This window comes from Bradyrhizobium ottawaense (assembly GCF_002278135.3).
GTDB lineage: Bacteria > Pseudomonadota > Alphaproteobacteria > Rhizobiales > Xanthobacteraceae > Bradyrhizobium > Bradyrhizobium ottawaense.
This window is the reverse complement of sequence record NZ_CP029425.2, coordinates 6,642,027-6,667,934: the sequence shown is the minus strand read 5'-3', so window position 1 is coordinate 6,667,934 and position 25,908 is coordinate 6,642,027. Positions and strand designations below refer to the sequence as shown.

The window sequence follows — 25,908 nt, the reverse complement described above, 5'->3', positions numbered from 1 at the left end:
CGATGAGCGACCGTTATGCGGTGATCGGCAACCCGATCGGCTTCAGCAAATCACCTCACATCCATGGCACTTTCGCCAGAATGACAGGACAGGACCTTGTCTATGAGGCGATCGAGGGTCCCCTCGATGGCTTCAGCGGGCGGGTTGATCAATTCCGGACCGAGGGCGCCAAGGGACTGAACATCACTGCCCCGTTCAAGCTCGATGCCTTCGCCTACGCAAACGAGCTTTCAGAGAACGCCGACCGAGCTGGCGCCGTAAACTGCCTGAAGTTCGACGGCCATCGGATTATTGGCGAGAATTTTGACGGGATCGGCCTTGTGCGCGACATCACCATCAATCTCGGCGTCAAAATGGCCGGCCAGCGAGTCCTGATGCTCGGTGCCGGGGGCGCGGCGCGTGGCGCGCTGCTGCCGTTCCTGCGCCAGGAGCCGTCCGAGCTGGTTCTCGTCAATCGTACCTTATCGAAGGCTGTGGCATTGGCCGAGGAGTTTGCCGGTTGTGGTCCCCTGATCGTCAGCGGCTATGCTGAACTGGCCGATCTTGCCGAGGGTTATGACGTCGTGGTTAACGCGACATCGGCCAGCCTGCGAGGTGAGATGCCGCCACTTCCCGGCAATGTCTTCCGCGGTGCGAAGCTGGCGTACGAACTTGCCTACGGCAAGGGGCTCACTCCCTTTCTGCAAGCGGCCCGCGCCGAAGGCGTAGCCAAGCTCGCCGACGGCGTCGGCATGCTGGTGGAGCAGGCGGCAGAAGCTTTTGCCTGGTGGCGCGGCGTTCGACCGAGCACGGCTCAGGTTATCGCCGAGTTGACCCTACCATTGCGCTGACGGGCTATGCCGAGCATTCAACCCAAACCCAGCTTCCTCGTCGGCCTGATCGGCAGCGGCATTGCTGCGTCCCGCACGCCGCCCATGCACGAAGCGGCCGCTGACGCCGCTGGCATCCGCTATCTCTACAGGAAGATCGATCTGGCCAAGTTGAAGCTCGGTGCGGAGGCATTGCCGGAACTGCTCACGGCCGCGAGGCGGATGGGCTTTGATGGGCTGAACGTGACCCATCCCTGCAAGCAGGCGATCATTCCGCTGTTGGACGAGCTTTCGCCTGACGCGCAGGCGCTTGGTGCCGTGAACACCGTGGTTATCAGGAACGGTCGAATGATCGGCCACAACACCGACTGGTTCGGCTTCGCCGAGAACTTTCGCCGCAACATGCAAGGCGCGTCGCTCGGTCGTGTCGTCCAATTCGGCGCCGGCGGCGCAGGCGCGGCAGTCGCTTTTGCGCTGATGAAACTCGGCGTGCAGGAGTTGATCATTGTAGACTTGGACCTGGCCAAGGCGCAGAGTGTGGTCGACGGCTTGTCCCCCCGATTTGCAGAGGGGCGCTTGAAGGCCGGCCAGGATGTTGCAGCGGCCGTGGCTGCCGCAGACGGAATTGTCAACGCGACTCCGATCGGCATGGACAAGTATCCGGGCACACCGCTGCCGACGGCCTTGCTGCGTCCCGATCTATGGGTCGCCGAGATCGTCTATTTCCCGCTGGAAACCGCACTGCTGCGCGCGGCCCGTACCCTCGGTTGCCGCACCGTCGACGGTGGCGGCATGGCGATCTTCCAGGGCACCGAAGCTTTCCGCCTGTTCACGGGCGTTTCACCCGATCCAGACGTCTTCTTCTCAACTTTCGCATCCCTGGGAGGGTGACACCCGGCCGATGGGCGAGCGGCACGCACAACGCCCGAGAGGAAACGCAAGATGGGCTATACGCTCGATTTCTCGGTGGTTTGGCATGCCATGCCCGCGCTGCTGTGGGGGTGCGTGGGCACGTTAGGTCTGGCGCTTGCCGGCATGACACTGGCGATGATCATCGGCGTCGCCGGCGTCGCGGCACGCGATTCGAAGGCGGCTTGGTTACGTGCCATCGTGATCGGCTTCGTCGAGATCGTGCGCAATACGCCTTTCCTGGTGCAGATCTTCTTTCTGTTCTTTGCACTGCCGCTCATCGGATTGAAGCTCAATCCGACCGCCACCGCCATTATCGCACTCGGCGTGAATGGAGGCGCGTACGCCATCGAGATCATCCGTGGCGGCGTGCAGTCTGTTCACCAAGGACAGGTTGAGGCCGGCTACGCGCTCGGATTGCACAAAGGACAGGTGTTTCGTTTCATTGTACTCAAGCCCGCGCTTCGCGCGATCTACCCGTCGCTCACGGGGCAGTTCATCATGCTGACGCTGACCTCGTCGATCTGTTCGGCCGTCTCCGCCGATGAGTTGACGTCGGTTGCGCAGCGCATCGAAAGCGACACATTCCGCAGCTTCGAGGTCTATTTCTTCGTCACCTTCCTCTACCTCGCGATCTCCTGGCTGCTGATGTCGGGCTTCGCGATCATCTCCCACCGTTTCTTCTCATATCCGACGCGCTGAGAAGGGCAGATCATGACACCGCATTTCGGTCTTCCCGAGTTCGGCTTCCTCCTGCGTGGTCTGCAGTGGACGGTGCTGCTGACGCTGGTTGCATTCGTCGGTGGCTGTACCGCCGGCCTGATCGTCGCACTGTTGCGCACCTGCGGTCGCACGACTGTGGAATGGATGGTCCGGATCTATATCGTTATCTTCCAGGGCACACCGCTGCTGCTGCAACTGTTTGTGGTGTACTACGGCTTGGCGCTCCTCGGATTGAAGCTGTCAGCATTCGTTGCGGTGGCGATCGGGTTCACCGTCAACGCCTCGGCTTTTCTCGGCGAGATCTGGCGCGGCGCAATCCAGGCCGTGCCTCGCGGTCAGACCGAGGCCGCAATGGCGCTCGGTCTACATTATTCCTGGCGCATGCGCGACATCGTGCTGCCGCAAGCTATTCGCATCTCGCTGCCGGCGACCATCGGCTATCTCGTGCAACTCATCAAGGGCACCTCGCTCGCCGCCATTGTCGGCTTCATCGAACTCGCCCGCGCCGGTCAAATCGTATCGAACCAGACCTACCAGCCGTTGCTGGTCTTCGGCGTGGTTGGCGCGATGTATTTCATCCTCTGCTGGCCACTCTCATGGTGGGGCAGCCGGATGGAGGCCAGGCTCGCCCTGGCCAATCAAAGGTAGGAACGGCGCACCTGCCCAATCAAATACAGCCATCACCAGGAGGAGATACTCATGTTGTTTTCACTCAATCGCCGCCAGGTCGGCATTGCGCTGCTGACTCTGTCGGCCATCGTTGTCGCAGGCGGCTCGCAGGCGGGCACTCTGGAAGACGTGAAGAAGAAGGGCGTCGTCGTCATCGGCATTCAGGGCGATAATGCGCCTTGGGGCTTTGTCGACAGCTCGGGAAAGCAGGAGGGCATCGATGCCGACATGGGGCGTGCCTTCGCTGAATTCCTTGGCGTGAGGGCCGAGTTCGCACCTCTGGCCGTTGCCAATCGTATCCCGGCACTGACCACAGGCCGTGTGGACATCCTGTTCGCGACCATGGCCATGCTGCCGGAGCGTGCGAAGGCAGTGCAGTATTCCAAGCCGTATGTCGCCAATGAGATTACGCTTGTCGCGGCCCAGGCGACGCCGATCAACAGCAATGCTGATATGGGCAAATATGTCATCGGTGTCCCGCGCTCCTCGACGCAAGATACGCAGGTCACCAACAACGCCCCGTCCGGGACCGAAATCCGCAGATTCGACGATGACGCGGCCACGATACAGGCGCTGCTCTCTGGCCAGGTCCAGGCCGTCGGTGCGAACTTGTTTTACCCGCAGCGTCTGAATGCCGCGAAACCGGAGTTCGGGTTCGAACCGAAGCTTCATTTCTCCGCTCTATACAACGGCGCATGCACGCGCCTGGGAGACAAGGAGTGGAACGAGACGGTCAACAAGTTCATCGACCAGATCAAGTCGAACGGCAAGCTGGCCGCCTTCTACGCCAAATGGATGAAGGTGCCGGTCCCGGTTTTCCCCGACACGGTCCCCGGCGTTCCTTTCGCCGTTCAGTAGTCCCTGCGAGCGGCCGACGCGCGATCCGCGTTGGCCGCCGCCCGACAGCGGAGGCCAGCATGCAGGACCAGATTCTGATCGAAATGAAGCGTGTGCAGAAGTGGTACGGCGGGTACCAAGCTCTCCGCGATGTCGATCTCACCGTGCGCAAGGGCGAGAAGATCGTGCTCTGCGGTCCGTCCGGTTCGGGAAAGTCGACGCTAATCCGCTGTATCAACCGCCTGGAGGCGATCCAGCAGGGCAGTATCGTGGTGAACGGTCATCGGCTGGACGACAGCATCAAGGCCATCGATGTCGTACGTCAGGACGTCGGATGGTTTTTCAGAGCTTCAACCTTTTTCCGCATATGACGGTGTTGCAGAACTGCATGCTCGCCCCCATTCGCGCGCGCCGCATCGGCAAGGCCGAGGCAGAGGCGACCGCGCGAAAATACCTCGAGCGCGTGCGCATTGGTGAACAGGCCGAGAAGTATCCAGCTCAGCTTTCGGGTGGTCAGCAACAGCGCGTCGCAATTGCGCGCGCGCTATGCATGCAGCCCAAGGTGATGCTATTTGACGAGCCGACCTCGGCTCTCGATCCTGAGATGGTCAAGGAGGTGCTCGATACGATGATAGGCCTCGCCAACGACGGAATGACCATGATTTGCGTCACGCACGAGATGGGCTTTGCCCGCCAGGTTGCGGATCGTGTGATCTTCATGGCTGAAGGCCAGATCATCGAAGAAGGCGCGCCCGAGGCGTTCTTCCGCAATCCAGAGCATGCCCGCACCAGGCAGTTTCTTGGCGAGATCCTTGCCCATCACTGAATGGAGGTCTTTCGTGAGTCGTCTTGTCTACGTCCTCAACGGACCAAATCTCAATTTGCTCGGCAAGCGCCAGCCCCACATCTATGGCCACGAGACGCTCGCGGATGTGGAGCGAGATTGCCGTGCGCTGGCCGAGGAGCTCGGCCTGGAGATTCGCTTTCACCAGTCGAACAGGGAATACGAGCTGATCGACTGGATCCACGAGGCGCGCGAGACGGCTGCCGGGATCGTGATGAATCCCGCGGCTTTCACCCATACGTCAGTCGCCATCCTGGATGCGCTGAACACGTTCGAGGGGACAGTGATCGAGGTGCACATTTCCAACGTGCACAAGCGCGAGGAATTCCGTCACCATTCGTTTGTCTCCAAACGGGCTGATGGGGTCATCGCAGGCTTCGGCACCCAGGGCTATCTGCTCGGCTTGCGTCGCGTGGCCAAGCTGCTTGATGAGAGCAAGGGATAGCATCGTATGAGTGCACCCGTCCGCCTGTCGCTGATGGGAGCGGGTCTCATCGGCAAGCGACACGTCGAGCACATTCTCGCGCGGCCGGAGGCGGTACTGTTTTCGATCGTCGATCCGATGCCGGCGGCCCGAGAGTTGGCGGCGTCGCCGAAGGTGGACTGGTTTCCGTCCTTTCAGGACATGCTGTCCGAAAATCGGCCGGAGGGGGTGGTTGTCGCCACCCCTAATCAGATGCATGTAGCCAACGGCATGGATTGTATCGCAGCTCGCATCCCGGCGCTCATCGAGAAGCCGTTAGCGGATGACGTCGTCGCTGCACATGCACTGGTCGAAGCCTCCGAGCGGGCGGGCGTGCCGCTGCTTACCGGCCATCATCGCCGCCACAACCCGATGATTCAGCGCGCTAGGGCGGAGATCGAAAGGGGCCGGCTGGGCCAGATCGTGTCGGTGCATGGCATGTTCTGGCTGATCAAGCCGGGCGACTATTTCGATGTGGCCTGGCGTCGCGAGAGAGGGGCGGGTCCCGTTTTCCTGAATCTCATCCACGATGTCGACCTGCTACGGTACCTCTGTGGGGATATCGTGGCGGTACAAGCGGCCCAATCCAATCGGCTGCGTGGAAATGAGGTTGAAGAGACGGCGGTGATCCTCTCACTTCGCCTCCGGCGCATTGGGAACGGTCAATGTCTCCGATACCATCCAGTCGCCCTGGAGCTGGGAATTCACCGCCGGTGAGAACTCGGCCTACAGTCATACGCAGGAGAGTTGCTACCAGATCGGCGGCACGAGGGCATCGCTGGCTATTCCGCAACTCGATCTATGGCATCATCCTAGCAAGGCCAGCTGGTGGGCGCCGATTGAGCGCGAGCGGCTGAGCTACGAGAACGAAGACCCGCTTGCTCTGCAGATCGCCAATTTCTGCGGAGTCATCCGCGGTACGGCCGAGCCTGTGGTGAGCGGGCGCGAAGGGCTGAAAACCCTCACAGTGATCGACGTGGTCAAACGCGCGGCGGAAACCGGAGATGGAACGTCCGCATCTTTTTCTGAGCCTGATGACCACCAGCCGAAATCTTGCGGTTGCTGCCTGACGACCGCTTGTGGCCCGAAGGCGAAGATCGGCATGGTGTCCCGGACGTCGGCAGTCGAGGCCAGACCAGACATCGCAGAGACGCGCGTGAATCGACGCGAATGCCCCGATTCGGGCAGGAAGCGACAAAGTCACTGATGATCGAGGTAGATCGGCAACCCTGCGTCTCCCGAGGCATGACGCGGTCTGTCACTTGCCTGCCCAGTCGCTTGCAGGTGATTACTTTAAGTATTCGGTGAAAGTTCCTGCAGAATCGATTGCAGCGCACCAGGCGAATACCACGGCCGGGCCGATCATTGTACCGGGTCCTGGGTACATGCCGCGGAAAATGGAAGATGAATCGTTACCAACGGCATACAGCCCTGGTATGATTCTATCGTCGTGAGACATCACCCGAGCGCGAGCGTCCGTTCGCAAGCCGGCGCTGCTGGCGAGATCTGATGGCCATACGGCAACGGCATAATACGGACCTGGGCCGATCCGCCGGAGACAAGGGTTCGGCTTGTTGTCGGGATCGCCATTGAACTTATTCAATTCGCTGGTACCTCGGCCAAACTCCTCATCGATCCCCGCTTCGGCGTAGCGGTTGTATAGCTTCACGGTCGAAGCAAGCTGGTCGGCGTCAGTGCCGATCTGTTGAGCCAACTCTTCGATCGTCTGACCTTCAAGCAGATAACCGGCTTGCAGGTAAGAGGTCAGGCTTCTGGTTCCTGGGTGAACCAGCCCGATTCCAAAATCCCTGATGAAGGTTCTGTCGCAGATCAGGAAGGCCGGCGTCGCCGCAGCATTCGACGCCAGCATCGCGGCGACGAAGTCGTGGTAGGAATTAGCCTCGTTGACGAAGCGTCGCCCTGACCTGTTGACGGCGAGTAGTCCCGGCTTGGCACGATCGAGCAGGATATGGGGGAAGACTGAAAGGCGGCCGTCCGTCTGCCTCATGACAGAACTCGGCATCCACAGGGCCGGACTATCGAGGCCGCGCTCCAGGCCGGCGCCGATGCGCTCCCCGGCCAGGATGCCATCGCCAGTATTGCTCGATGGCGCGAGCGAGTAGCGGCGCGCCGCGTGCGGAAACAGCCGTTCGCGGAGCTCTCGGCTCCAGCCAATCCCTCCGGTTGCGAGCACCACGCCCTTGTGGGCGCGTATGGCCAGCTGTCCGTTTGGTGATGAGAGGACAGCCCCTACGATCGCACCGCGGTCGCTGATCAACTCGCTCAACCCCGTCTCAAAGCGAAGAGTGACATTGGCGCGCCGAATGCTGTCAAAAAGTCGAGCCACAAGCGCATTGCCCATAATCAGGCGTGTGCCGCGCCTGTAGTTGACACGATCCAGCGCATACCGGGTGAGCAGACCTGCGGCATGCCGAAAACTGGACCAGTCGCGGAAAGGCGCCAATAGCGGCGGAATGTCCGCCTTCCCAACCATCATCCCGCCGAGAACCATGAATTCGCGGCGTGGCGGTCTGATCCGGGCGAAGTCGTCTCCGAGCTCGCGTCCGTCAAACGGAGCTGCTCCGAGTGCGCGGCCGGCGATCGCGGCGCCCGGAAGGTCTTTGTAGTCGGGATGGACTGGGGGCGCCGCGAACCGGACGCTCGTTTTCTGTTCGAGATAGTCGAGCACGATCGGACCCGCCTTGAGATACATGTCCAGGCGTTGGTCGGTCGCGTGGTCACCGAGCATTGCAGCAAGATAGGTGCGGGCGCCCTCGGGCGTATCAGGCTTTCCGGTGAGCCGTCCTTGCCGACTACCCGGGATCCAGACGGTGCCGGCGGAGGTTGCGGTCGTGCCGCCCACCATGTCCGACTTCTCGCAGAGGATAACCTGAAGCCCTTCGAGGGCGGCCACAAGTGCGGCCGTCATGCCCGCCGCACCGGCGCCGATGACTAGGAGATCGGTCTCACCGTCCCAGGAGTGATTGGCTTGCACCATCTCAAGCCGCCTTCTTTCACGTCGCGCGCGCCCTCTCGACAATGACCTTGGCCGCTGCCAGCGCTCGGCGCGCCCGCGCTTCGGCGTCTATGGTCTTTGCCAATCGAACGGTCGGAACCTCGACACTGATCGTCAGACTGTCCGGCATCGCCTTAGTCAAGCTGACCAGATCGATGCCACCCTCGCCCGGAAACATGCGCTCCTCGCGCGCGGCATGGATGAGCTGTTCCGTGTTCAGCGGGCGCTCGGCCGGGCCGTCGCAGATCTGCCAATAATGAAGACGATCGGTGGGGATGGAGCGAAGGTCCGCAAGCGAGCTTCGCGATCGATCAAAATGCAGCGCGTCGACTAGAATGCCGGCCGCGGGATGAGCGAGGTCGCTGACGAGCCGCAGCGCTGTCCGCAGATCTGGAACGCTAGTCCATGGCATGAACTCGAGGTCGGACGTGAGGCCATACTCCGCTCCAGCTTCGCAAAACTGCCGGTAGCGGTCCTCGAACCTTGCCAGATCTGGATCATAGGATGCGACAAGGATGTGCTTGGCCCCGAGGCGGGCCCCGGCCTCGAAGAAGGGGGCGAAAAAGGCAATGTCGGTGTCCGGTCTGAACGCAACGACCTCGAGATCGGCGACGGTTATTCCCGTCGACTGCAACCGTTGCAAAGTTGCCCGTAGCAGCGGTGCATCGTCCATCAGGCGATATGCAACTCCGCCAGGCGTTGCGGGTAACAGCCTCAGTCCTACTTTGTCGTAGCCGCAACGGGCCGCGAGTTCAATCATCTCGGGAGGTGCCAGCTCGAGCACGGTCAGCGCAGCGAGAGAGAACATGGCCATTAGCCGAAATCCGCAATGCGGGCCTCGAGCGCAAACATTCCCAAATAGACTTCCGGCTCGCTGGCCCGGCCCATGACGTCAGGAGCTACCGTCCGCGCCTGCTGCAAAGCAGCCCGCAAGGAGGTAGCGTCGAGCGCCTCGATCACCAGAAGACCCGAGAAAAAGCCCTCATCCTTCCGCATGCCCTTTTCAATTGTCTGCACCGATGTCCGCGCCTGGTCGGTCGCGCCGATCTGGACGGCGGCGACCCCATCGCAGGCTACAAGCGCATCGGCGAGGTTTTGCGGGCTGGCTGGCAGCTTTTCGATCCGCTGCGCCGTGATCGTGGCTCCCTCGCCCCGTCCTGCGCGCGCCACCATAACGCCGCCGCCGCGCATGAAATTGCCGAGCTTCGGCATGATGCGCTGTGACCACGGCGTCGGTGCGTTGAGGCGCGCCAGATAGGCCTCGCCGTCGAGCACTTCGGGTGCTTCCAGCTCATACAAAATGAAGAAGCGGTTGATGTCGTCCCTTGCCGCCCGGAACACACGCGATGCCAGGAATCCCCTCGTTGTCACGCGCTCGGTCGTGTGCTCACGCGTCAACCAGTGCCGGTAATTGGTCAGGTCGTGTGCCTCGACGTCGCTCCAGATGGCGAGAAATCCTCTGCCGCGCATCCCGCCCTCCATGCCTACGCTCTGCTGCCGGCCGCAAGCCCGTGCAGAGCCGACGGAATGGTACCAGGCAATTGCCCCAGCCGCTGCACGGCGGCCAGGATCGCAGCAAGATAGCCATAAGGACCCAGGCCGCAAATGACCGCCGTGCAGGCACTCGAGGTGATGGAGTGGCGGTGCAGCTCGTCCCGCGCGTGAATGTTCGAGATATGCACCTCGATCTTCACGCCCTCGAAGATCTTCAGCGCATCGATCAGCGCGATCGAGGTAAATGAATAGGCCGCGGGATTCATGATGATGGCATCCGCGTTGCCATGGGCGGACTGGATCAGGCTGACGAGTTCGCCCTCTATGTTCGATTGATGGAACGACATCGAAACTCCGAGCTGATCGGCCAGCGCCTGGCAGCTCGCCTCGATCTGCTCAAGCGTCGTCGAGCCGTAGATGTGAGGCTCGCGGATGCCGAGGAAATTGAGATTGGGTCCATTGAGAATCATGATTTGAGCGGCCATTTTGTCCCTCTTGTCCTTTGCCAACGCGCGACTAGCCGCCAAACCATTTTGCCGGGATCGTCACCAACCCCGGGAACAGCACCATCGCGAACAGGACGATGAGTTGCGCGATCATGAAGGGCCAGACACCCTTGATGATATCCTCCATGCTGATCCTGGAGACGCCGCAGACGACATTGAGCACGATGCCCACCGGGGGCGTGATCAAGCCGATGGCATTGTTGATGATGAAGAGCACGCCGAAATAGACGGGGTCGATGCCCGCCGCCTTGACGATCGGCATCAGGATCGGTGTGAGAATGAGGATCGTCGGCGTCATGTCGAGCGCCGTCCCCACGATGACAACCACGACCATGATCGCGAGCATCAGCAGCGTCTTGTCGCCCATGAAGGGCTTCAACAGGGTCACGACCTGTGCGGATATCTCCGACACGGTGATGAGCCAGGACGATACCAGCGCCGCAGCAACCAGGAACATGACGATGCTCGTCGTCACGGCAGAGGAGACGAAGATCGCGTAGAGCTGCGACAGTTTCAGCTCGCGGTAGACGCAGGTCGCCACGAACAGGGAGTAGACGGCGACGACCACCGCGGCTTCCGTGGGCGTGAAGATGCCGAAACGCAGGCCGACCACGATGATGACCGGCAGCATCAGCGCCCAGAAGCCGTCGACGACGGCCTTGACGATCTCCGACCACGAGGCCCGTGGCGGCGGCGAAAGGTTCTCTTTCCGCACCACCCACGCCCAGGCCAGACAAAGCCCTGCGCCGAGCAGCAGCCCCGGCACGATGCCAGCCAGAAACAGTTTCGAGATAGATACGCCCGCGGCGACGCCGAAGATGACGAAGCCGATGCTGGGAGGGATGACGGGAGCAATGATGCCGCCCGCCGCCACGAGGCCCGCCGCATAGGACTTCTTGTGCCCCGCCGCCACCATCATGGGCACCAGAAGGGCCGCGAGCGCCGCTGCATCGGCAGCCGCCGAGCCAGACAGCGACGCGAGGATGCAGGACGCAAGGATCGTGACATAGCCGAGCCCGCCACGGAAATGCCCCACCGCGACCAGCGCGACGTTGACGATACGCTTGGCCAGCCCTCCCTTGTTCATGATCTCGCCTGCGAGCATGAAGAAGGGAATCGCCATCAGCGGAAAGCTGTCGGCCCCGTTGATGACGTTCTGCGCCACGATCTGGGCATCGAACATGCCGATCGTGCTCATCAGGGCCACGCCGCAGACGATGAGCGCGAAGGCGATCGGCATGCCCAGAGCCATGGCGCCCAGCAGCGAGAAGGTGAAGACGGCGATCGTCATGACTCGATCCCGGTGGACTGCTGGAGGTGGATGCTGCCTGGCGCGGTTCGATGAGACATCAGTGCTCTTCCGATTCCTTGACGGCCACCATGTCGGATTCGCTCGCCTGTCCCGTAAGCACGCGGAGGAGGTCGTAGAGAAGGATGACTGCGGCCGACACGCCGAAGATCACGCCAACCCCGTAAAAGATCGCCATCGAGAGACCAGTCGCCGGCGCGCGATCGTCGATGTTAATGATGGTCTGGCGCCAGCTTCCCGACAGCAACAGCCAGTCGGCGAACAGCATCAGGCAATAGTTGATGACGAAGCATATGCGCTTGCCAGAAGCCGGCAGCATCCGGACGAGGCTATCGACGCCAAGATGAGCGTGTTCGCGAAGCGCGACGATTGCGCCGAGGAAGGTCAACCAGACCAGCAACCAGCGCGACAACTCTTCGGAAATCGTGATTCCGGAGTTGAAGCCGTAACGCAGAACGACATTGCCGAAGACCAGGACCACCATGACCGCGAGGCACGCGGCAATGACGGCCTTCAGGAACGTGCAATAGAGGTCGAGAACTCGCGCCATGCGTGACGTCCGGGCATCTGAGGGCGGAGCCGGCCACTGGCCGGCTCGGCCTGCGTTATAAAAGAAGTCGACTACTTCACGTCCTTGCGGATGCGCTCGACTTCTTCGTTGAAGAGCTTCACCGTCTCGGGACGAAGGTTGGCCGACGTCTTGTCCGCGACCGGCTGCGCCGCCTTCCGCATGCGCTCCGTTTCTTCGGGAGCGATCGCGTTGTACTGCATGCCCTTGGCCTGCAGCTCCGCCAGAGCCTTGTCGGTCTGAAGGCGGGTCTGCTCCTTCTGATAGCCGCGGCTTTCTTCATAAGCTTCACGCATCAGGCCCTGCTCGGTCGGCGACAGCTTGTCCCAGAAGATCTTACTCACCAGGATGATGTTCAGAGTAAAGGTGTGATTTGTGGCGGAAACGTATTTCTGCACTTCGTAGAATTTGTTCGAGAGAATGACCGTGTATGGATTCTCCTGGCCGTCGACTGTGCGGGTCTCGAGCGCCGAATACAGCTCACCGAAAGCCATCGGGACCGGATTTGCTTTAAAGGCACTGAAGCTTTCGAGATAGACCGGATTCGGAATCACACGAAGCTTGAGGCCGCTGAAGTCCTCAAGCTTGGTGATCGGGCGAGTGCTGTTCGTGATGTTGCGGAAGCCCAGGCCCCAATATCCGAGGCCAATCAGCCCCTTCGACGGCAGCGCATCCATCATCGCCTTGCCGAATTTGCCGGTCGCGAGAGCGTCGGCCTGCTCGGTCGTGTTGAACAGGAACGGGAAATCGATCAGGCCGAACTCTGGAATGACGGTCGCGAGCGACGTCGTCGAGGCCGACAGCATCTCCTGCGTGCCGCCCCGTAGCGCCGATTGCTGTTGCAATTCGTTGCCGAGCTGCGAAGCGGCGAACTCGCGCACCTTCATCTTGCCCCCGCTTTTGGCCAGCAGGATCTCAGCGAACTTTTGCACGCCAAAGCTGACGGGATGATCGGTGTTGTTGAGGTGCCCCCACCTGATCGTCCGATCCTGGATGTCGTCGGCGGCGGACGCCCCGACCGTCAGCGCTACGCAGATCGCCGTCGCAGACAGCGCCCGTACCAACAAGCTCATCGTTTCCTCCCTGGTTTGACCGGGCGCGACCGGCGACTTCGGCGCTCGTTTCGTGCCTTTAGCTGTTTTTAGACATCATACATCGATTTGGATGTCAAATGATAGATCAAGGTTCATATGAGATAGCTTAGAACGTCAGAGGTGATTGCGGTCCTATAATCCTTGCGGTAAAGATGGTTCGGCTCGCCTCCCGGTGGAGCATGATCGGTCAAGCGAGATCAGAGGCAATGACGGCACTTGAGGAACGGCCCTTATCAGCGGGCGACAGCGGCTATCAGCGCATTCGGTCCGACATCATTTTCGGCGTGCTCAGGCCCGCGGGCCGTCTCAAGCTCGATGCGGTCAAGGAGGACTACGGCGTCAGCATCTCGACGCTGCGTGAGATTCTCAATCGCCTAGCGTCGGAAGGTTTTGTGGTCGCCGAAGGCCAGCGTGGCTTTGAGGTGGCGCCTATCTCGATCCAGAACCTGCGCGAGCTTGCCGATCTGCGGATCCTGCTTGAGCATCACGCTATGGCGGAGTCGTTTCGGGCCGGGGACGTCGAGTGGGAGGGCCGCGTGGTGTCAGCGCATCACAAGCTGTCAGCCACCGAGCGCACTGTCCTTAAGGACGGCGACGATCCCGAGTTGCGCAAGCGCTACGACGGCGAATTCCATCAAGCGCTGATCTCCAGCTGCGGGTCGCGCGAGCTTATGCATACTCACGCGATCGTGTTCGACAAATATTTCCGCTATGCGCTGCGCTATCGCGGCAGGGAGACGATCAACCAGCACAAGGCGCTGCTTGAATGCGCCCTGAAGCGGGACATCAAGAGCGCTAAGGCCGTCCTCAGCGAGCACATCAATGGCTGTGTCGCGCATGCGCTGTCCTCCTGGAAGGACAGCTGACTTTTGGGTCTGCCCCGGGATCAAATCGTCGATGCAGAAGAACGATCAATGAGCGCGACAATCCCGTTCTCCACGGTCAAGCTGGATGGCCTGCTCGACGACTTCAACATCGACATCTTGATTGTCACCTCAAAGCACAACATCCAGTACCTTCTCGGCGGGTACTATCACTTCCAATTCGATTACATGGAGGCGATCGGCATCAGCCGATATCTCCCCATCTTCGTCTACGTGAAGGGCGCGCTCGACAAGTCGGTCTACATCGCCAATCGGAACGAGGGGGACAGCATCCAGAACAGGACGATCGACGGATGCTGGTTGCCGGCGGTCGTGTTTGGATCGTCAACCTCGGTCGAGGCTATGACGCTCGCGCTCAAACACATCAAGACGATGGCGACGCCTGCGCTTCGTATCGGCGTTGAGGCGTCGTTCCTACCGCTGGACGCAGCCGACGTGCTGCGCACGGAGCTCCCGCATTGTCAGCTCGTCGAGGCCATGCGGCCGCTGGAGAAACTACGATCGATCAAAACCGCGGGCGAGCTGGAGATCCTCCGCGAAGCGTCCGAGCGGGTGGTCGCCTCCATGATGGAGGCAGCCAGTCAAACCGGCCTCGGGCAGAGCAAGCGCGAGATCATAGATCGTCTGCGGCAAGCCGAATTGTCCCGTGACATGACCTTCGAATACGCCCTGGTGACGATGGGAACGAGCCTCAATCGGGCTCCCTCGCACCAACGTCTCAAGCCCGGCGATATCATCTCGCTGGATTCGGGCGGCAACTACCGAGGTTACATCGGCGATCTTTGCCGAATGGCGGTGCACGGGACGCCGGACAGCGAGCTTGTCGATCTGCTCGCTGAAATCGACCTGATCCAACAGGCCGCGCGCGCCCCAATTCGCGCGGGCCTGATGGGTAGCGAGATTTACGCCGCCGCCACGGAAGCGCTGGCGCGGTCGCCTCACGGCAAGCAGCTGCAGTTCGTGGCCCATGGCATGGGCATCGTCAGCCACGAAGCGCCACGGCTTATGGCGACCGGCCCCATTCCCTATCCCGCCGACGACGCCCATGTACCTCTCGAAGCTGGGATGGTCATTTCGATCGAGACCACGCTGCCGCATTCGCGGCGTGGCTTCATCAAGCTCGAAGATACCATCGCCGTGACCGCGACCGGCTTTCAGGCCTTCGGGGATGACGCGCGCGACTGGTATCGGATCTCGGCATGAGCGCCAATTTGATTCCGGCGTCCAGAGTCGAGACTGCCGTTGCCAGCGCAGACATCCTTGGCGAGACGCCCCTGTGGTGCGATCGTTCCCGCAAGCTGTGGTGGATCGACATCGATAGAAGGCTGCACCAATCGTTCGATGCGTCGACGGGTGCCTACCAGACATCCTCCTACGATTGCCAATGTCTGGGCAGCCAGGCTTTGACGGCGGACGGCGCGCACCTGCTTGCGCAGGATCTGCGTCTGTTTCGCCAAGGTGCCGACGGCGCGCCGATAGCTCAAGTGTGCGAAGTCGAAGGCGGGCTTGACAACAGGCTCAATGACGGCCGCGTTGACGCGCGTGGCCGATTGTGGATCGGCACCATGGACAATCAGCTACAACGTCCGAACGGCTCGCTCTACTGTGTGACGGGAAACGGCGAGGTGACGCGGTCTTTCGGCGACGTGATCGTGACCAACGGGATCGCATTCTCGCCTGACAATCGCACGCTTTATTTCACAGACACGCGGCGCTACCGCACTTGGATGTTCGACTTCGATCTCGACGACGGCGTAATCCGCAACCGGCGCCTGTTTGCGGATTACAGTTCCTCGCAGCAGCGGCCAGATGGTGCGTGCGTAGATGTCGACGGAGGGATTTGGACGGCGTTCTTTTCGGGCGGACGGGTGGCGCGTTATAGGCCGAACGGCGAGATTGACACGGTCATTGACTTACCGGTGACGAATCCGACCTGCGTGTGTTTTGGAGGCAGCGATCTCAAAACGCTGTTCATCACATCGGCGAGGAAGTTTCTAGATCCGCATCAATTGTGGGCTGAACCTCGGGCGGGACATCTTCTTGCGGTCCACGGCATTGCCGAGGGGCTTTTTGAACATCGTTTCGTGTCCAGCTCCCGCTGAAATTGCATGTTCGCTACTGCCCATGGCTGACTTCGGCGTCGCGTGCGTTCCAAACCTCGTTCCTTGCGCTCGGAGTCGTGATGCATGTTTTTCAACGTGGTCAACATCAAGCCTGAAAGTTGCGGCAATACATGAGTCCGGTTGTGGCCCTCAGCTGACCAATCGCGGCATGGTGCGCGATGGCAGCATTTGACCTGGAGCGGAAGCCCGTGGGTCCTGGCGGGTAGTCATGATTGCCAATGTAAGGCTGGATAGGAGCGGCTCAGTTGCGAAACCATCGCAGCTTACCCACCCGGAATCTATTTAAATATGTGATTTAATTAGTTTGAAAATGTGATTTAATTTTAACAACGAAACATTGTAAGTCATTGGGGACGCATCTCCGCGGCAACCTGCAAACCACAAGGGAGGGTCACATGGCTGTTCTCTTTGGCGACACAAGTGGATCACTCACGGGACGACAGCATGGCGCAGCGCAAACACTGGTTGGTTCCGATCCGACAAACACACTGTTCGGGGATGCTGGCGTGGACTTGCTCGGCCGCGCGATCGGCGGCAACGACACGTTGCTGACGTCCGGCTCTGGAAGCCTATTCGGTGATGCGGGCGGAAACATTTCTCATCATGCCCGGGGTGGCAGCGACACGTTGTCAGCTCAATTACCGGCGTCCGCTATAATTCCTGGCGAGACTTTCAGCCTGGATATGTACGGTGACGCTGGAGGCAATATCTCGGACTGGGCCATTGCGGGCAATGACATGTTCAATCTCGAGTTGCCCCTGGCCTTTACGCCCGGAGTGAGGGTGAATGCCTATGGCGACGCTGGCGAGATATTGTCCGGTCAGTCCAAGGGTGGTGACGACAACTTCGGTGTCACCGCTGGCGGACATCAAACAATTACCGTGTATGGAGATGCGGGTGGAAACCTGATCAACTGCGCGGTCGGCGGTAATGACACATTCGTTGGTCGCATCGGACCGGATGGCAGTTTTGTGTTCTATGGCGACGCTGGCGGAGGCTTGCTCGGGCATACCCGCGGCGGCAATGACAGCTTCACTGCGAGCGGATCCGAGTACAACAACTATCTCTATGGTGACGCCGGAGGCGACATGGCCGGTCATGCGGCCGGCGGCAACGATGGTTTCGCTGTGAGCGGGATTAATCCGTTCAATTTCGTCTTTGGCGATGCCGGTGCAAATATGTCCGCTTCTGCCGCCGGCGGAAACGACAGGTTCGACGACTCTAGCGATGCAACACTCGCCGACCGAAATGTCTTTTCCGGCGATGCTGGCGGAAACCTGTCCGGCTCTGCCCACGGAGGGGACGACACGTTCAACAAGACCGGCTTAGGGGGAAGTACGTTCTATGGCGACGCCGCGGGCGACATGTCTGGTCGTTCCTACGGCGGCAACGACACATTCCAGGCCTCAGGCACGCAAAACCAGAATCTCTTCTACGGCGATGCTGGCGGCAATATGGGCGAACAGGCCGTTGGCGGCGACGACACCTATCTCGGCGGCAACGTATTTTCCCAGCTTATCAATCAAGCATATGGCGATGCGTCGACTATGTCGGGCCGCGCGCTTGGCGGCAATGACACCTTGGTCGGCGGCAATGATCCGTATCCGCATGCCGCGGACAGCTACGAGACCATTCTCGTCGGCGACGCCCAATCCATGTCCGCCTACGCGCGCGGCGGCGGCGACAAGCTGGTTAGCGGCACGGGAAACGATAACATCTGGGGCGATGCCCAGATGATGCTCGGCTTTGCCCAAGGAGGGAACGACACGTTCGTGTTCGATTTCGATAACGGGCACGATAAAGTCGAGGACTTCGGACAGGGACTCTCGAATCGGGGCGCCGATCACATCGACGTCTCTGCGCTCGGTATCGAGAACTTCAGCAATCTGAGCATGACCGTTCGATCCTGTCACGCACGAGAGCACGGTCACGTTCAGTCCGGGCAACGACGTGGTTGTGCTCAGCGAGCAAACGCTCAGGCCTGAAGATTTCATTTTCGCGCCTTCTCAGTACGATCTGTTGACCTGAGCCGATACTAACACTGCCCGCACACCGCACATGCGTTCCAAACCTCGTTCCTTGCGCTCGGACCGTCTCGTCGTGATGCATGTTTTTTCAACGTGGTCCACCAAGCCTGAAAGTTGCGGCAATACATGGGTCCGGTTGTGGCCCATCTGCGAAGTTGCGCCTCGGCGGTCGGAAGTCCGCTCGTTGAGGCAGGACCAGATTTGCTCAGTTCGAGGTCTTCGCATTTTGACCCGCACCGGACCTCGTCAAAATTTCAATGCCCGCGGCGGCGGGTCTCCGATACGACATGGGATATAGTTACATTTCATAATTGAGCTGCTTAACTCTCTAATCGACTAGTAAATATTTCAAACAAATCACAGGAAGCCGCAATGTCCTCTCCAGAAGAAGACGATCGGCGCGAGTTTTTAAGATCCTGCGGCAGGTTCGCCTCCGTAACACCTCCGAAGATCACAGCCTTGCTTTCGACCTCACTTACTAGCAGCGCAATTACCACCACCGAAGGCTGGGGTCGTGTATGCCTAATAACCGGCGAACTTGCTTCGGCAGGACGATTGGATCAATGCATTGCTGAAGCAAAGCGATACCGCGACAACGCTGCCGAGGCAGAACAACTGGCTGAACTCGCGGTGACGGCGGCCCGTCGCCAAACACTGACCATCATCGCTCGCACTTATCTCCGGGCGGCGGCGCAGCTGGAGAGCATCGCGGAGCGATTGCTTGAAGCGATTGCAGAAGTAAAGTCAGGTAGCTGACGATAGCTGCGGGCGCATCTGCGAAGTTGCGTCGCGTCTGTCGAAGGTCAGCTCGGCGCGGCAGCTAGGCGCTGCCATATTGTTTGGCGAAAGGACGGTCAGATCGGCGTAGCTTTCGACGAGTAACGCCGCATCAGCTAGAGACCCTCATCCTTTCGAATGTCGCCTTGTGGTCCCTAGCTGCCCTCTTGCGTGATAGCCGGCGTCTGCTGTTGAGAGGAGACCGGACGAGCGGGCTGCTGGCCTCCACAGCCGCTCGTGACCCAAAGCCGACTTCGGCTCGCTTAGTCTCTTGTGGGTGCGTAGACGGTGAAGACAACCTCAAAACTAAGGCTGCCATCGCTTCAGGCGTCCTTACTGAGGGCCCCTCCTAGTTGGGATCTGTCCAGCTCGCACGCACCCGCCGGGTGTCCTCGTTCTTGCTCTCAAGTGAGGCCAGCAGCTTCGTAAGCAAAACGCAGTCGGCGCAATGGGCGCTCGGCAGTCCTACCTTGGCAGATAGTCAAAGCGATTTCTTCGATCAGCACCGAAGCCACAAGCTGTGCCCAACGCCTCTTTATTGCCGTGTCGTCTTTGCTGCGCTCGGGAATGCACGCAGCGCAGCAGCCCGCAGTTCATCCAAGGTGGTGTGCCCGGCTTCGGCAGCTGCAAGAAGCTGTTCGGCAATGACCTTCCGGCTCTCATGGTCACCCCGTTCGGAAGCTCCCGGCACGTCTCTTCCAACACGACTTGCATAATCGACTTCACGCGATCCGACAGCGTCATCTAGACAATTGCTCATATAGCTGTAGCGGAATTCGGTAAGCTCTTCAGCTTGACCGCACGCGAGAGTTTGATCAAACCCATGGCCGCGCTTTGCGCCAGTTCGTTCCTATTCCGGAACACACTGAAGAAATCCCGGACGTTGCAGATTTACAACCCGCAAAACCGTTCCAGACACTAAGCTAGGTGAGAGACGATCGAAACATATTTCCTGTTTAGTTCTATACGATCAGCGGGGTCAAAAAGTGTTTGATGTCTACCGCAATGGGAAGCGTGACCTGCTCGTTCTAAGCACAGGCTCTGCTGTACCCGTGCTTTACTCTGCACATAAGTGGCGCAGGAGCAGAAAGAGAGTTCTCAAGGTCAGCGATGCAATCAAGTCAGCCGTTCAGGCAGAAGGCTATTACCTCCGCAATCTGAGGACGATCAAAAATCGAATGATCTAGGTCGCGTGCTGGCCTGGGGGAGCGACCTGCATCGGACCAGGCCCAGGACGCAGCGCATTGGCTGAAAATGCCGGCACCTCACTGGGAGACGGCCCGAAGGTGCGGGTGCAATGCTGCGCCTGCGGTATTGCCTCGCAAGCTGTGCTCCGGACCGGTCAACGAGTTTGTCCTTGAGCGCAAGCCGGAACCGAGAGCTCGGGAGCGCAACGTTCAGCGCGGCCGGCGCATCGGTGTGCTCAGGAGGCGCTGATTCCTGATTTCGCGAAGGAGCAGCATGCGCTTGGTTTGTGCCGCGTTGAGCAGCCCCTCGAACAAGACCAGGACCTCGCGCGCCTGAAGGTAGACTTCGGTGGTGATGGCGCGTTGGTCGAAGCCATAGGTCGCGAGCCGCGCCTCGATCTCGGACGCAGCGATGGGATCCATCCGCCAGCTCAGGGCATTTTCCAGCGTGTAGGTCTCGGCCTCCGCTTCGAACTCGGGATCAATTCCAACCATGTCGATGCGCCGCAGCGCCGCCTCAACCGCCTTGTGGCGATAGGCCTCGAGCAATTTATGCCGCAACATGCGGTAGCGCTGGATGTCCCAGGACAGCTCGGCGACGTCAATGGCGAGCAGCCACTCGATGGCAGACCGCGGCGCGAGGTCGGCAAAGATCGCCTGCCGGAGCGCCTGGTAGTGTTCGAGCTGTTCGCCCGGCAGCAGCAGGGGCGGGGGCGCCAAGGACTCAAACTCGGCCGGCAACGCCGTTATGGCTAGCGCGCGCCCGGTTGGGAACAGGCCGTTCATCGGGCGGCCTCCGACCCAAAGCTGATAGGCACAGGCGCGGCGGCGACGTTGGCAGGATCGTGGACGGGGCTCGCCGCCCACAGCTCCTGTGCCACCGGCACCGGCGCGATCTGCAGGTTCGCCCACCACGCCCGTTCGTTGCCGTGCTGATGCAGCTCCTGGTGATGCGCGCGGCACAGGGGGACAGTGAACTCATCGCTGACCTTACGGCCGAGCGCCCGGGCTTGAGCGAATTTCAGATGATGCGCATCGCACGGGGTTTGCCGGCACACCAGGCAGGGCTGCCCCCTAACAAACAACAGGTGCGCCTTGCTGCGTCTGCGCGGCGGCTCCTTGGGATAGGCGAGCCCGGCCTCGGGGAGCGCGGGTTGCAGCGCGGCCTCGGCGTCAGCAGCAGGCGCTGCGGGCAGGTTTGGCATGCCATTGAAGTCGGCGGTCTGCTCGGCCTGAGCACGGCCAGCGTCCTCAAGCTTGGCCTGATAAGCTGCCTCGACGTGCCGGGCATCCGGCTCCTGCAGGCTGTTCTTGAGCGGGAGGCTCGCCATGGCCCAGCTGAGCAGATCGGTGCTGGCGGGCAGCGCTTCGAGCTGGCGCAACAGCTGCTCCCGGAGTGCGGCGGACTCCCCCGGCCGCAGCACCGGGGCACGGTTGAGAGCGCCCTTGCCGGGCGAGGCCTTGAGGTTAGGTGGTGCGGGGGAACCGGCGGCCGTATCCGGAGCGTCCAGATCGTCCTCGCCGGCAATCCCGACCAGCGCGAACAGGGCGTAGCGTCGGGCATAGGTGAGCGCCGCGCCCATCCGATGCGGCGCCTCGATGTCCCGTGCGGCGCAGACCGGCCAGTCCGAGGAGATCCACTCGCCGGAGGAATGGGCGAGCAGGGTGGTGAGGTGGATGTGGCCGGTGGTTGGCTCAACCCGGGTGGTCTGGATGGTGGCGATCTCCTGCTGGCTCAGCGTCTTGCGTACGATGTCGAGGCCGCTCGCCAGCGAGGCGTAGCGAAAGGTGCGGTCGTCATCGCGCAGGAACGGGGAGCGGATCTGAGCGGTCAGAGTCTTTTCCGGATTGGTTAGTTCGGCTTGCGCGCGGGCCAGCGCCGCCGCGATCGCCCCGATATGCTCACTGGCCTGGTGCATGGACGGCCTCCATCTCCACCGGATCAAAGCTGACGGCGCCGGCTTTGGAGCGCTTGGCGCGAACGCCGTGGCCAAACGCCTCCTTGGCATCCTCCGGCAGCAGCTTCTTGAGCTCGGTCTTGGCCAGCTCATGCTCGCCATGGGCCTCGCGGGTGCGCAGATAGGTCGCCGCGCATGCGGCCCATAGATTGGAGGCGGTCATGTCGACCACCTTGACGGCGGCGAGCCGCGGCCGTGGGGTCTCGATGCCGAACAACAGCGGCGGCTCGCCGCTCTGCACGCAGCGCCAGAACTTCTTTTCCGCGGTCAGCAGCAGATGCTGGTAGAGCGGGTCGGCATGGACGGTGATCTCGACCCATTTGCCGCCGCCGGTGATGATCGAGAGCACGGCCGCGCGCGCCGCGACCACCCACATGTTGTGTTGCAGCTGCGCCATGTGCTTGTCGGCCGCCGCCTCCTCGGTAAAAGCCCAGGGCAGCATGAACTTGGCCTCGAACACCGCGCCGGTCGGCGCGACGATGCCGTCCAGCGTGGCCGCCATCCAGGCATGGACGGGGTGCCGCACCCGCTTCTGGACGTCGGTGATCGTGTGACCCGTGGCGTCCTGGTACCAGCTGCGGTTGAGGTCTTCGGTGGCACTGCCAAGCTGAACGATGAGGTTGCGGGACAAATCTTGCGGTGCGATCTCGCCGCGTTTTTCCTGCCACAGCCGCAACAACCCGTCCTGGTCGTCGCCCATGATGATGCGGGCGTCCGAGCCACCGATGAAGGCGCGGCGGTCGTGGCGGTTGAATGTGATGACGGAACGGGGCGCCGCGGCGCCGTCGGATGCAATCGTGGTCACCGGTCTCTCCTGGGTTACGCGGCTTGCCGCCGCACCACCAAAAGCCCCGCCACTGCGAGGGGAGAGACCGGGGCCAAGGGCCCGCCGGCCGGTTAGTGATTAACGCTCCTTTTGCGCGGGAATGCCAGTCCTTTCTGCAGCGAATTTGCTGTTCTTTGGGCCTGAAAACCCTATATTTTTCAATGCGTTGGAGCGATCTTTCCAATGGCTATGATCAGCCAAAACCGAGGACCTGGGACATGGCGTCAGTTCGACAAATCGAAGCCAATCGCCGCAATGCCACACGCAGCACCGGACCGAAATCGGCGGGTGGAAAGACAAGGTCCAGCCAAAATGCGCTGCGCCATGGCTTGGCGCGGAGCGCGATCGGCGATCCGGCGGAGACCGCGAATTTTGCAGTCGCGATTGCTTCTGGGCTCGGGCATGGGGTCACCCCGGCCTCGGCGCTGGCGCTGGCGCGGTCCAAGCTCGCGCTGCTGCGGCTCCGCCGTTTGCGGCAGGACATGTTGGCCGGGCTTTTGGCCGACCCCATTCCGGCAGGCCTCAAACGCCTCAAAGCGCTTGAGCGCTATGAGCGGTACGCTTTGGCGCAACAGCGGCGGGCGCTTCGCTCGCTAGGCACCACGGAAGGTTGACGCGCGAGCACTTGGCTTCGTTCGGGAAATTGACTGCATTGGTCCACAGCTGCGGCGAAGCTCCTCAGGGCCACGTAAGTCTGGCGGAGCTTAGCGCGTGGGGCTGCTTGGGGCCCGAACTGCGCCCTGGTACCCATAACTATTCCACTAACAGCTTCACGGCTTCACCGCCGAGCGCCTGGCGACCGCGACAAATGCCACCACGTCGACGCCCTTCGCCGAAGGGGGCGCTGAGCGCCCCCGACGATCGTTTTGATGTTCACGTCTGGACCCGTCGCGAACTCGGCTCGACCACCTGCGGCTCGGGCTGCATGAGGGTGATGGAGAAGCTCGCGGCCTCATCAGACCCAACTCAGCGTGTAATCGTAGCCGTTGTCCTCGTAGGCCAGCGCCTGGCTGATGCTGTCGACCTGGTCGTCGTGGCGGCCCTGCGGAAAGGTCAGTAGCTCCATCTCGAGCTCGGCCAGGAACGACGCATTTCTCGGAAACAGCACGCGTCCGGCGGCAAATTTGCTCTGCTGGACGTAGAGCCGACCAACCTTATCATGATTGATTTTGATAGGGTTGACGAAGCAGTCGCCCTGGTCTCGGAGTTCCTGCGCCAGGGCAATTCCGGTCGAGGCCTCTTCGACCAGGATCTCGTGCGGCTTGAAGCGCTTGGCGAGCTGGAGTGCGGTGTCGCGGAGGGCGGGATATTCGAACCGACCGCGCACAAGGTCGAGCAGGTAGTAATTCCCGTCAATGACCAGCCACGTCGTACAGACAGACCAGTCGTTCTGCGCGCCATTTTTGGCGGCCGTATCCCAACTCTGGATGACGCGGCAGCCCAGCACATCTCTTGAGGGGGCTTCGTCGTAATATCGCAGCCAATCGCGCTTGATCATGGCGCCGCCGGCCGGCACCGGCGCCTGCTGGTACTGCGCCGCAAACACGTCCGGCCCGAGCGTCTGGCGCAGCTTGCGCAGCGTCTTGATCGATTCATGGACCGGATGCAGCGCCTCTCCTAACCTTGATGTGCTCGCATCGGCAGTGGAGCAAGTTATTGCCGACAGCGGTGGTACCGACATCGCTCCCATGCCGCCCAAGCCATGAACTTGATTGCGAACTTGCCCTCGGGCCGCCTCTCGCAAATCAGCCGAGAATGCCTATTCTTCCCGCATGCGTTCATTTGAGTTTTGCCTGCCGACGAAGGGCATTGCGGTCCCGGTCGGCCCCGATTGGCTCCACGAAGTAAAATACGACGGTTATCGGCTCCGACTGGAGCGCGATGGCGACCGCGTGCGCCTGATCACGCGTGGCGGCTACCTATGGGTCATTCGCGTGGATCCGTCCGCGTGGGCCACCAGCTCCGGTGTGGCCTTGGCTGCTGATCGGCGGGACGCCATCGCGATCGTCGCCTTTGGGCCAGTCGAGACGTTACATCATTGCTTCTTTTCTTGCTCGGCGATATCGGGCCCCATCGAGCGGAATTCCTCCTCATGTGCAGCAATGGCCTTCAACGGTGGCGAACCATCAACTGCGTTCTATTGGCCGGCTTTCCCCAACCATGCTTAGAGGCGTTGCTATCGCGCTATTTGGAATGGGCATCTTTTCGCAGCTTGATCGCGCGCTGTTCTATGGCCGCCATACTGACGCCGCGCTCAGGCTGATGCGGGAGATTGGCCGAGGCTTTGGGCTGTAGAGCGGCCTACGCCAAAATCGATGAAATCTCGAGACTTCATATTCTCAGGAGTAATCCGATTTCTCACGCCATCCCTTGACCGAGCCGGTATGTCGCTATTTCAGCGGCGTAATCTCACTGCGCGCCGAAACGTGCGGCTGGCGCTTAAGAGCAAGAGGCTATCAAGCGTTTCACACGTCACTTGTGTCGGAATGATTGATCGAATGACATGCGAGCGGCCCGACGGTGGACTCGAACGCGGCCCGGTGAGCGGTCGCGAGCAAGACGATCGCCGGCATGCCGGGACACCGGCGAATCTTCGGTATGCCCGCCAATTCGCTTTGATCAATCCGGACGAAGGCCGTGTAGTACGGCGCATTCGTCTTCGGATGCCCACGCAAGTGATCAATTGCCGCCCGCTGGCGGCGTGAGCACGCCAGTGCTGCTTTTTCAACGATGCTTGAATGCGGTGAAGTGAGTGCGCCGTTTTGTCAGCGATAGCGAACAAAGGACGCAGCGCTTAAAACTTGATGACCGCCCTGCAAGTCGTCGAACGATGTCACTCGATCACAGGCTTCTTTACGGTTGTTCGATCAAGGCCGATTTGCACC

At 60.9% G+C, this 25,908-nt stretch carries 25 protein-coding genes and 2 pseudogenes; 16 read left to right on the top strand and 11 right to left on the bottom strand.

All coding sequences use genetic code 11. The features are described from left to right. Positions 1–2 precede the first annotated feature (2 nt). The 8 genes and pseudogenes from aroE to CIT37_RS31460 form a co-directional block, all read left to right on the top strand. Positions 3–830 carry a shikimate dehydrogenase gene (gene aroE, locus CIT37_RS31495; RefSeq protein WP_095425233.1) on the top strand — a complete coding sequence of 276 codons (828 nt, stop codon included), beginning with the start codon at positions 3–5 and terminating at the stop codon, positions 828–830. 6 nt (positions 831–836) lie between these two features. Next, positions 837–1,700 (top strand): shikimate dehydrogenase, encoded by an 864-nt coding sequence (locus CIT37_RS31490; protein WP_174719439.1) that lies wholly within the window; start codon positions 837–839, stop codon positions 1,698–1,700. 51 nt (positions 1,701–1,751) lie between these two features. Beyond that, positions 1,752–2,420 carry an amino acid ABC transporter permease gene (locus CIT37_RS31485; protein ID WP_038973324.1) on the top strand — a complete coding sequence of 223 codons (669 nt, stop codon included), beginning with the start codon at positions 1,752–1,754 and terminating at the stop codon, positions 2,418–2,420. A gap of 12 nt (positions 2,421–2,432) precedes the next feature. Continuing rightward, positions 2,433–3,089 carry an amino acid ABC transporter permease gene (locus CIT37_RS31480; protein WP_028142356.1) on the top strand — a complete coding sequence of 219 codons (657 nt, stop codon included), beginning with the start codon at positions 2,433–2,435 and terminating at the stop codon, positions 3,087–3,089. A gap of 51 nt (positions 3,090–3,140) precedes the next feature. Further along, complete coding sequence (locus CIT37_RS31475) at positions 3,141–3,968, top strand: transporter substrate-binding domain-containing protein (RefSeq protein WP_095425234.1); 828 nt, start codon at positions 3,141–3,143, stop codon at positions 3,966–3,968. After that, positions 3,902–4,773: pseudogene (locus tag CIT37_RS31470) on the top strand (amino acid ABC transporter ATP-binding protein). The gene CIT37_RS31475 and the pseudogene CIT37_RS31470 overlap by 67 nt, the downstream one beginning before the upstream one ends. Positions 4,774–4,786: 13 nt before the next feature. Next, positions 4,787–5,236, top strand: coding sequence for a type II 3-dehydroquinate dehydratase (gene aroQ, locus CIT37_RS31465; RefSeq protein ID WP_038973321.1), 450 nt, complete (start codon positions 4,787–4,789; stop codon positions 5,234–5,236). A 6-nt stretch (positions 5,237–5,242) separates the two neighbouring features. Next, a pseudogene (locus CIT37_RS31460) lies at positions 5,243–6,260 on the top strand (Gfo/Idh/MocA family protein); the annotation flags it as partial. A 282-nt stretch (positions 6,261–6,542) separates the two neighbouring features. Here CIT37_RS31460 and CIT37_RS31455 read toward each other — a convergent pair. The 7 genes from CIT37_RS31455 to CIT37_RS31425 all read right to left on the bottom strand — a co-directional run bounded on the left by CIT37_RS31455 (position 6,543) and on the right by CIT37_RS31425 (position 13,220). Further along, complete coding sequence (locus tag CIT37_RS31455; protein WP_095425235.1) at positions 6,543–8,252, bottom strand: FAD-dependent oxidoreductase; 1,710 nt, start codon at positions 8,250–8,252, stop codon at positions 6,543–6,545. Positions 8,253–8,268: 16 nt separating this feature from the next. Then, positions 8,269–9,084, bottom strand: coding sequence for a sugar phosphate isomerase/epimerase family protein (locus tag CIT37_RS31450; protein WP_038973319.1), 816 nt, complete (start codon positions 9,082–9,084; stop codon positions 8,269–8,271). After that, positions 9,084–9,752 (bottom strand): hypothetical protein, encoded by a 669-nt coding sequence (locus CIT37_RS31445; RefSeq protein ID WP_240536517.1) that lies wholly within the window; start codon positions 9,750–9,752, stop codon positions 9,084–9,086. Before CIT37_RS31445 ends, CIT37_RS31450 begins: the two co-directional genes overlap by 1 nt. 2 nt (positions 9,753–9,754) lie before the next feature. Further along, a complete protein-coding gene (locus tag CIT37_RS31440) occupies positions 9,755–10,249 on the bottom strand; it encodes a type II 3-dehydroquinate dehydratase (protein ID WP_038973344.1) in 495 nt (164 codons plus the stop codon). Between the two features lie 31 nt (positions 10,250–10,280). Then, the gene (locus CIT37_RS31435; RefSeq protein ID WP_028142364.1) at positions 10,281–11,561 is read right to left on the bottom strand and encodes a TRAP transporter large permease; all 1,281 of its coding nucleotides are present in this window, start codon (positions 11,559–11,561) and stop codon (positions 10,281–10,283) included. A gap of 58 nt (positions 11,562–11,619) precedes the next feature. After that, a complete protein-coding gene (locus tag CIT37_RS31430) occupies positions 11,620–12,129 on the bottom strand; it encodes a TRAP transporter small permease (RefSeq protein WP_028142365.1) in 510 nt (169 codons plus the stop codon). Positions 12,130–12,200: 71 nt separating this feature from the next. Further along, on the bottom strand, positions 12,201–13,220 hold the full coding sequence (locus tag CIT37_RS31425) for a TRAP transporter substrate-binding protein (protein ID WP_095425236.1): 1,020 nt from the start codon (positions 13,218–13,220) through the stop codon (positions 12,201–12,203). A gap of 227 nt (positions 13,221–13,447) precedes the next feature. Between CIT37_RS31425 and CIT37_RS31420 the strand changes: the two genes are divergently transcribed. From CIT37_RS31420 to CIT37_RS31395, 6 genes are all read left to right on the top strand, one after another. Further along, positions 13,448–14,107, top strand: coding sequence for a GntR family transcriptional regulator (locus tag CIT37_RS31420; RefSeq protein WP_028142367.1), 660 nt, complete (start codon positions 13,448–13,450; stop codon positions 14,105–14,107). Between the two features lie 48 nt (positions 14,108–14,155). Then, on the top strand, positions 14,156–15,328 hold the full coding sequence (locus CIT37_RS31415) for a M24 family metallopeptidase (RefSeq protein ID WP_028142368.1): 1,173 nt from the start codon (positions 14,156–14,158) through the stop codon (positions 15,326–15,328). Next, on the top strand, positions 15,325–16,227 hold the full coding sequence (locus CIT37_RS31410) for an SMP-30/gluconolactonase/LRE family protein (RefSeq protein WP_095425237.1): 903 nt from the start codon (positions 15,325–15,327) through the stop codon (positions 16,225–16,227). The genes CIT37_RS31415 and CIT37_RS31410 overlap by 4 nt, the downstream gene beginning before the upstream one ends. Before the next feature lie 416 nt (positions 16,228–16,643). Next, positions 16,644–18,233 (top strand): hypothetical protein, encoded by a 1,590-nt coding sequence (locus tag CIT37_RS31405; protein ID WP_152036283.1) that lies wholly within the window; start codon positions 16,644–16,646, stop codon positions 18,231–18,233. A 414-nt stretch (positions 18,234–18,647) separates the two neighbouring features. Next, positions 18,648–19,031: a hypothetical protein gene (locus tag CIT37_RS31400; protein ID WP_095425239.1), complete on the top strand. Its 384-nt coding sequence runs from the start codon at positions 18,648–18,650 to the stop codon at positions 19,029–19,031. 1,007 nt (positions 19,032–20,038) lie between these two features. After that, positions 20,039–20,239, top strand: a complete 201-nt coding sequence (locus CIT37_RS31395; RefSeq protein ID WP_095425240.1) for a hypothetical protein — start codon at positions 20,039–20,041, stop codon at positions 20,237–20,239. Positions 20,240–20,449: 210 nt separating this feature from the next. On the opposite strand, the gene CIT37_RS31390 is transcribed toward CIT37_RS31395, so the two are convergent. From CIT37_RS31390 to CIT37_RS31380, 3 genes are read right to left on the bottom strand one after another with little or no spacing between them, the layout of a single operon-like run. After that, the gene (locus tag CIT37_RS31390) at positions 20,450–21,025 is read right to left on the bottom strand and encodes a hypothetical protein (RefSeq protein WP_095425241.1); all 576 of its coding nucleotides are present in this window, start codon (positions 21,023–21,025) and stop codon (positions 20,450–20,452) included. Beyond that, entirely contained in the window at positions 21,022–22,158 is a 1,137-nt protein-coding gene (locus CIT37_RS31385) for an ERF family protein (protein ID WP_095425242.1), read from the bottom strand. The genes CIT37_RS31390 and CIT37_RS31385 overlap by 4 nt, the downstream gene beginning before the upstream one ends. Next, entirely contained in the window at positions 22,142–22,993 is an 852-nt protein-coding gene (locus CIT37_RS31380) for a YqaJ viral recombinase family protein (RefSeq protein ID WP_404517142.1), read from the bottom strand. The genes CIT37_RS31385 and CIT37_RS31380 overlap by 17 nt, the downstream gene beginning before the upstream one ends. A gap of 164 nt (positions 22,994–23,157) precedes the next feature. On the opposite strand from CIT37_RS31380, the gene CIT37_RS31375 reads away from it, so the two are divergent. Further along, positions 23,158–23,637, top strand: coding sequence for a hypothetical protein (locus CIT37_RS31375; RefSeq protein WP_240536459.1), 480 nt, complete (start codon positions 23,158–23,160; stop codon positions 23,635–23,637). 341 nt (positions 23,638–23,978) lie between these two features. Here CIT37_RS31375 and terL read toward each other — a convergent pair whose 3' ends face one another. Further along, on the bottom strand, positions 23,979–24,713 hold the full coding sequence (gene terL / locus CIT37_RS31370; protein WP_049806749.1) for a phage terminase large subunit: 735 nt from the start codon (positions 24,711–24,713) through the stop codon (positions 23,979–23,981). 82 nt (positions 24,714–24,795) lie between these two features. Here terL and CIT37_RS31365 point away from each other — a divergent pair, with 82 nt between their 5' ends. Further along, on the top strand, positions 24,796–25,191 hold the full coding sequence (locus CIT37_RS31365; RefSeq protein WP_038972552.1) for a DNA ligase-like domain-containing protein: 396 nt from the start codon (positions 24,796–24,798) through the stop codon (positions 25,189–25,191). Positions 25,192–25,908 lie beyond the last annotated feature (717 nt).

Coding starts and splice junctions, on each gene's coding strand:
- CIT37_RS31455 (WP_095425235.1), bottom strand. CDS start 8,252: ATGGTGCAAGCCAATCACTCCTGGGACGGTGAGACCGATCTCCTAGTC.
- CIT37_RS31415 (WP_028142368.1), top strand. CDS start 14,156: ATGAGCGCGACAATCCCGTTCTCCACGGTCAAGCTGGATGGCCTGCTC.
- CIT37_RS31475 (WP_095425234.1), top strand. CDS start 3,141: ATGTTGTTTTCACTCAATCGCCGCCAGGTCGGCATTGCGCTGCTGACT.
- terL (WP_049806749.1), bottom strand. CDS start 24,713: ATGGGAGCGATGTCGGTACCACCGCTGTCGGCAATAACTTGCTCCACT.
- CIT37_RS31390 (WP_095425241.1), bottom strand. CDS start 21,025: ATGAACGGCCTGTTCCCAACCGGGCGCGCGCTAGCCATAACGGCGTTG.
- aroE (WP_095425233.1), top strand. CDS start 3: ATGAGCGACCGTTATGCGGTGATCGGCAACCCGATCGGCTTCAGCAAA.
- CIT37_RS31410 (WP_095425237.1), top strand. CDS start 15,325: ATGAGCGCCAATTTGATTCCGGCGTCCAGAGTCGAGACTGCCGTTGCC.
- CIT37_RS31400 (WP_095425239.1), top strand. CDS start 18,648: ATGTCCTCTCCAGAAGAAGACGATCGGCGCGAGTTTTTAAGATCCTGC.
- CIT37_RS31490 (WP_174719439.1), top strand. CDS start 837: ATGCCGAGCATTCAACCCAAACCCAGCTTCCTCGTCGGCCTGATCGGC.
- CIT37_RS31485 (WP_038973324.1), top strand. CDS start 1,752: ATGGGCTATACGCTCGATTTCTCGGTGGTTTGGCATGCCATGCCCGCG.
- CIT37_RS31385 (WP_095425242.1), bottom strand. CDS start 22,158: ATGCACCAGGCCAGTGAGCATATCGGGGCGATCGCGGCGGCGCTGGCC.
- CIT37_RS31420 (WP_028142367.1), top strand. CDS start 13,448: ATGACGGCACTTGAGGAACGGCCCTTATCAGCGGGCGACAGCGGCTAT.
- CIT37_RS31480 (WP_028142356.1), top strand. CDS start 2,433: ATGACACCGCATTTCGGTCTTCCCGAGTTCGGCTTCCTCCTGCGTGGT.
- CIT37_RS31445 (WP_240536517.1), bottom strand. CDS start 9,752: ATGGAGGGCGGGATGCGCGGCAGAGGATTTCTCGCCATCTGGAGCGAC.
- CIT37_RS31430 (WP_028142365.1), bottom strand. CDS start 12,129: ATGGCGCGAGTTCTCGACCTCTATTGCACGTTCCTGAAGGCCGTCATT.
- CIT37_RS31440 (WP_038973344.1), bottom strand. CDS start 10,249: ATGGCCGCTCAAATCATGATTCTCAATGGACCCAATCTCAATTTCCTC.
- CIT37_RS31405 (WP_152036283.1), top strand. CDS start 16,644: ATGGCTGTTCTCTTTGGCGACACAAGTGGATCACTCACGGGACGACAG.
- CIT37_RS31425 (WP_095425236.1), bottom strand. CDS start 13,220: ATGAGCTTGTTGGTACGGGCGCTGTCTGCGACGGCGATCTGCGTAGCG.
- CIT37_RS31365 (WP_038972552.1), top strand. CDS start 24,796: ATGCGTTCATTTGAGTTTTGCCTGCCGACGAAGGGCATTGCGGTCCCG.
- CIT37_RS31450 (WP_038973319.1), bottom strand. CDS start 9,084: ATGGCCATGTTCTCTCTCGCTGCGCTGACCGTGCTCGAGCTGGCACCT.
- CIT37_RS31435 (WP_028142364.1), bottom strand. CDS start 11,561: ATGACGATCGCCGTCTTCACCTTCTCGCTGCTGGGCGCCATGGCTCTG.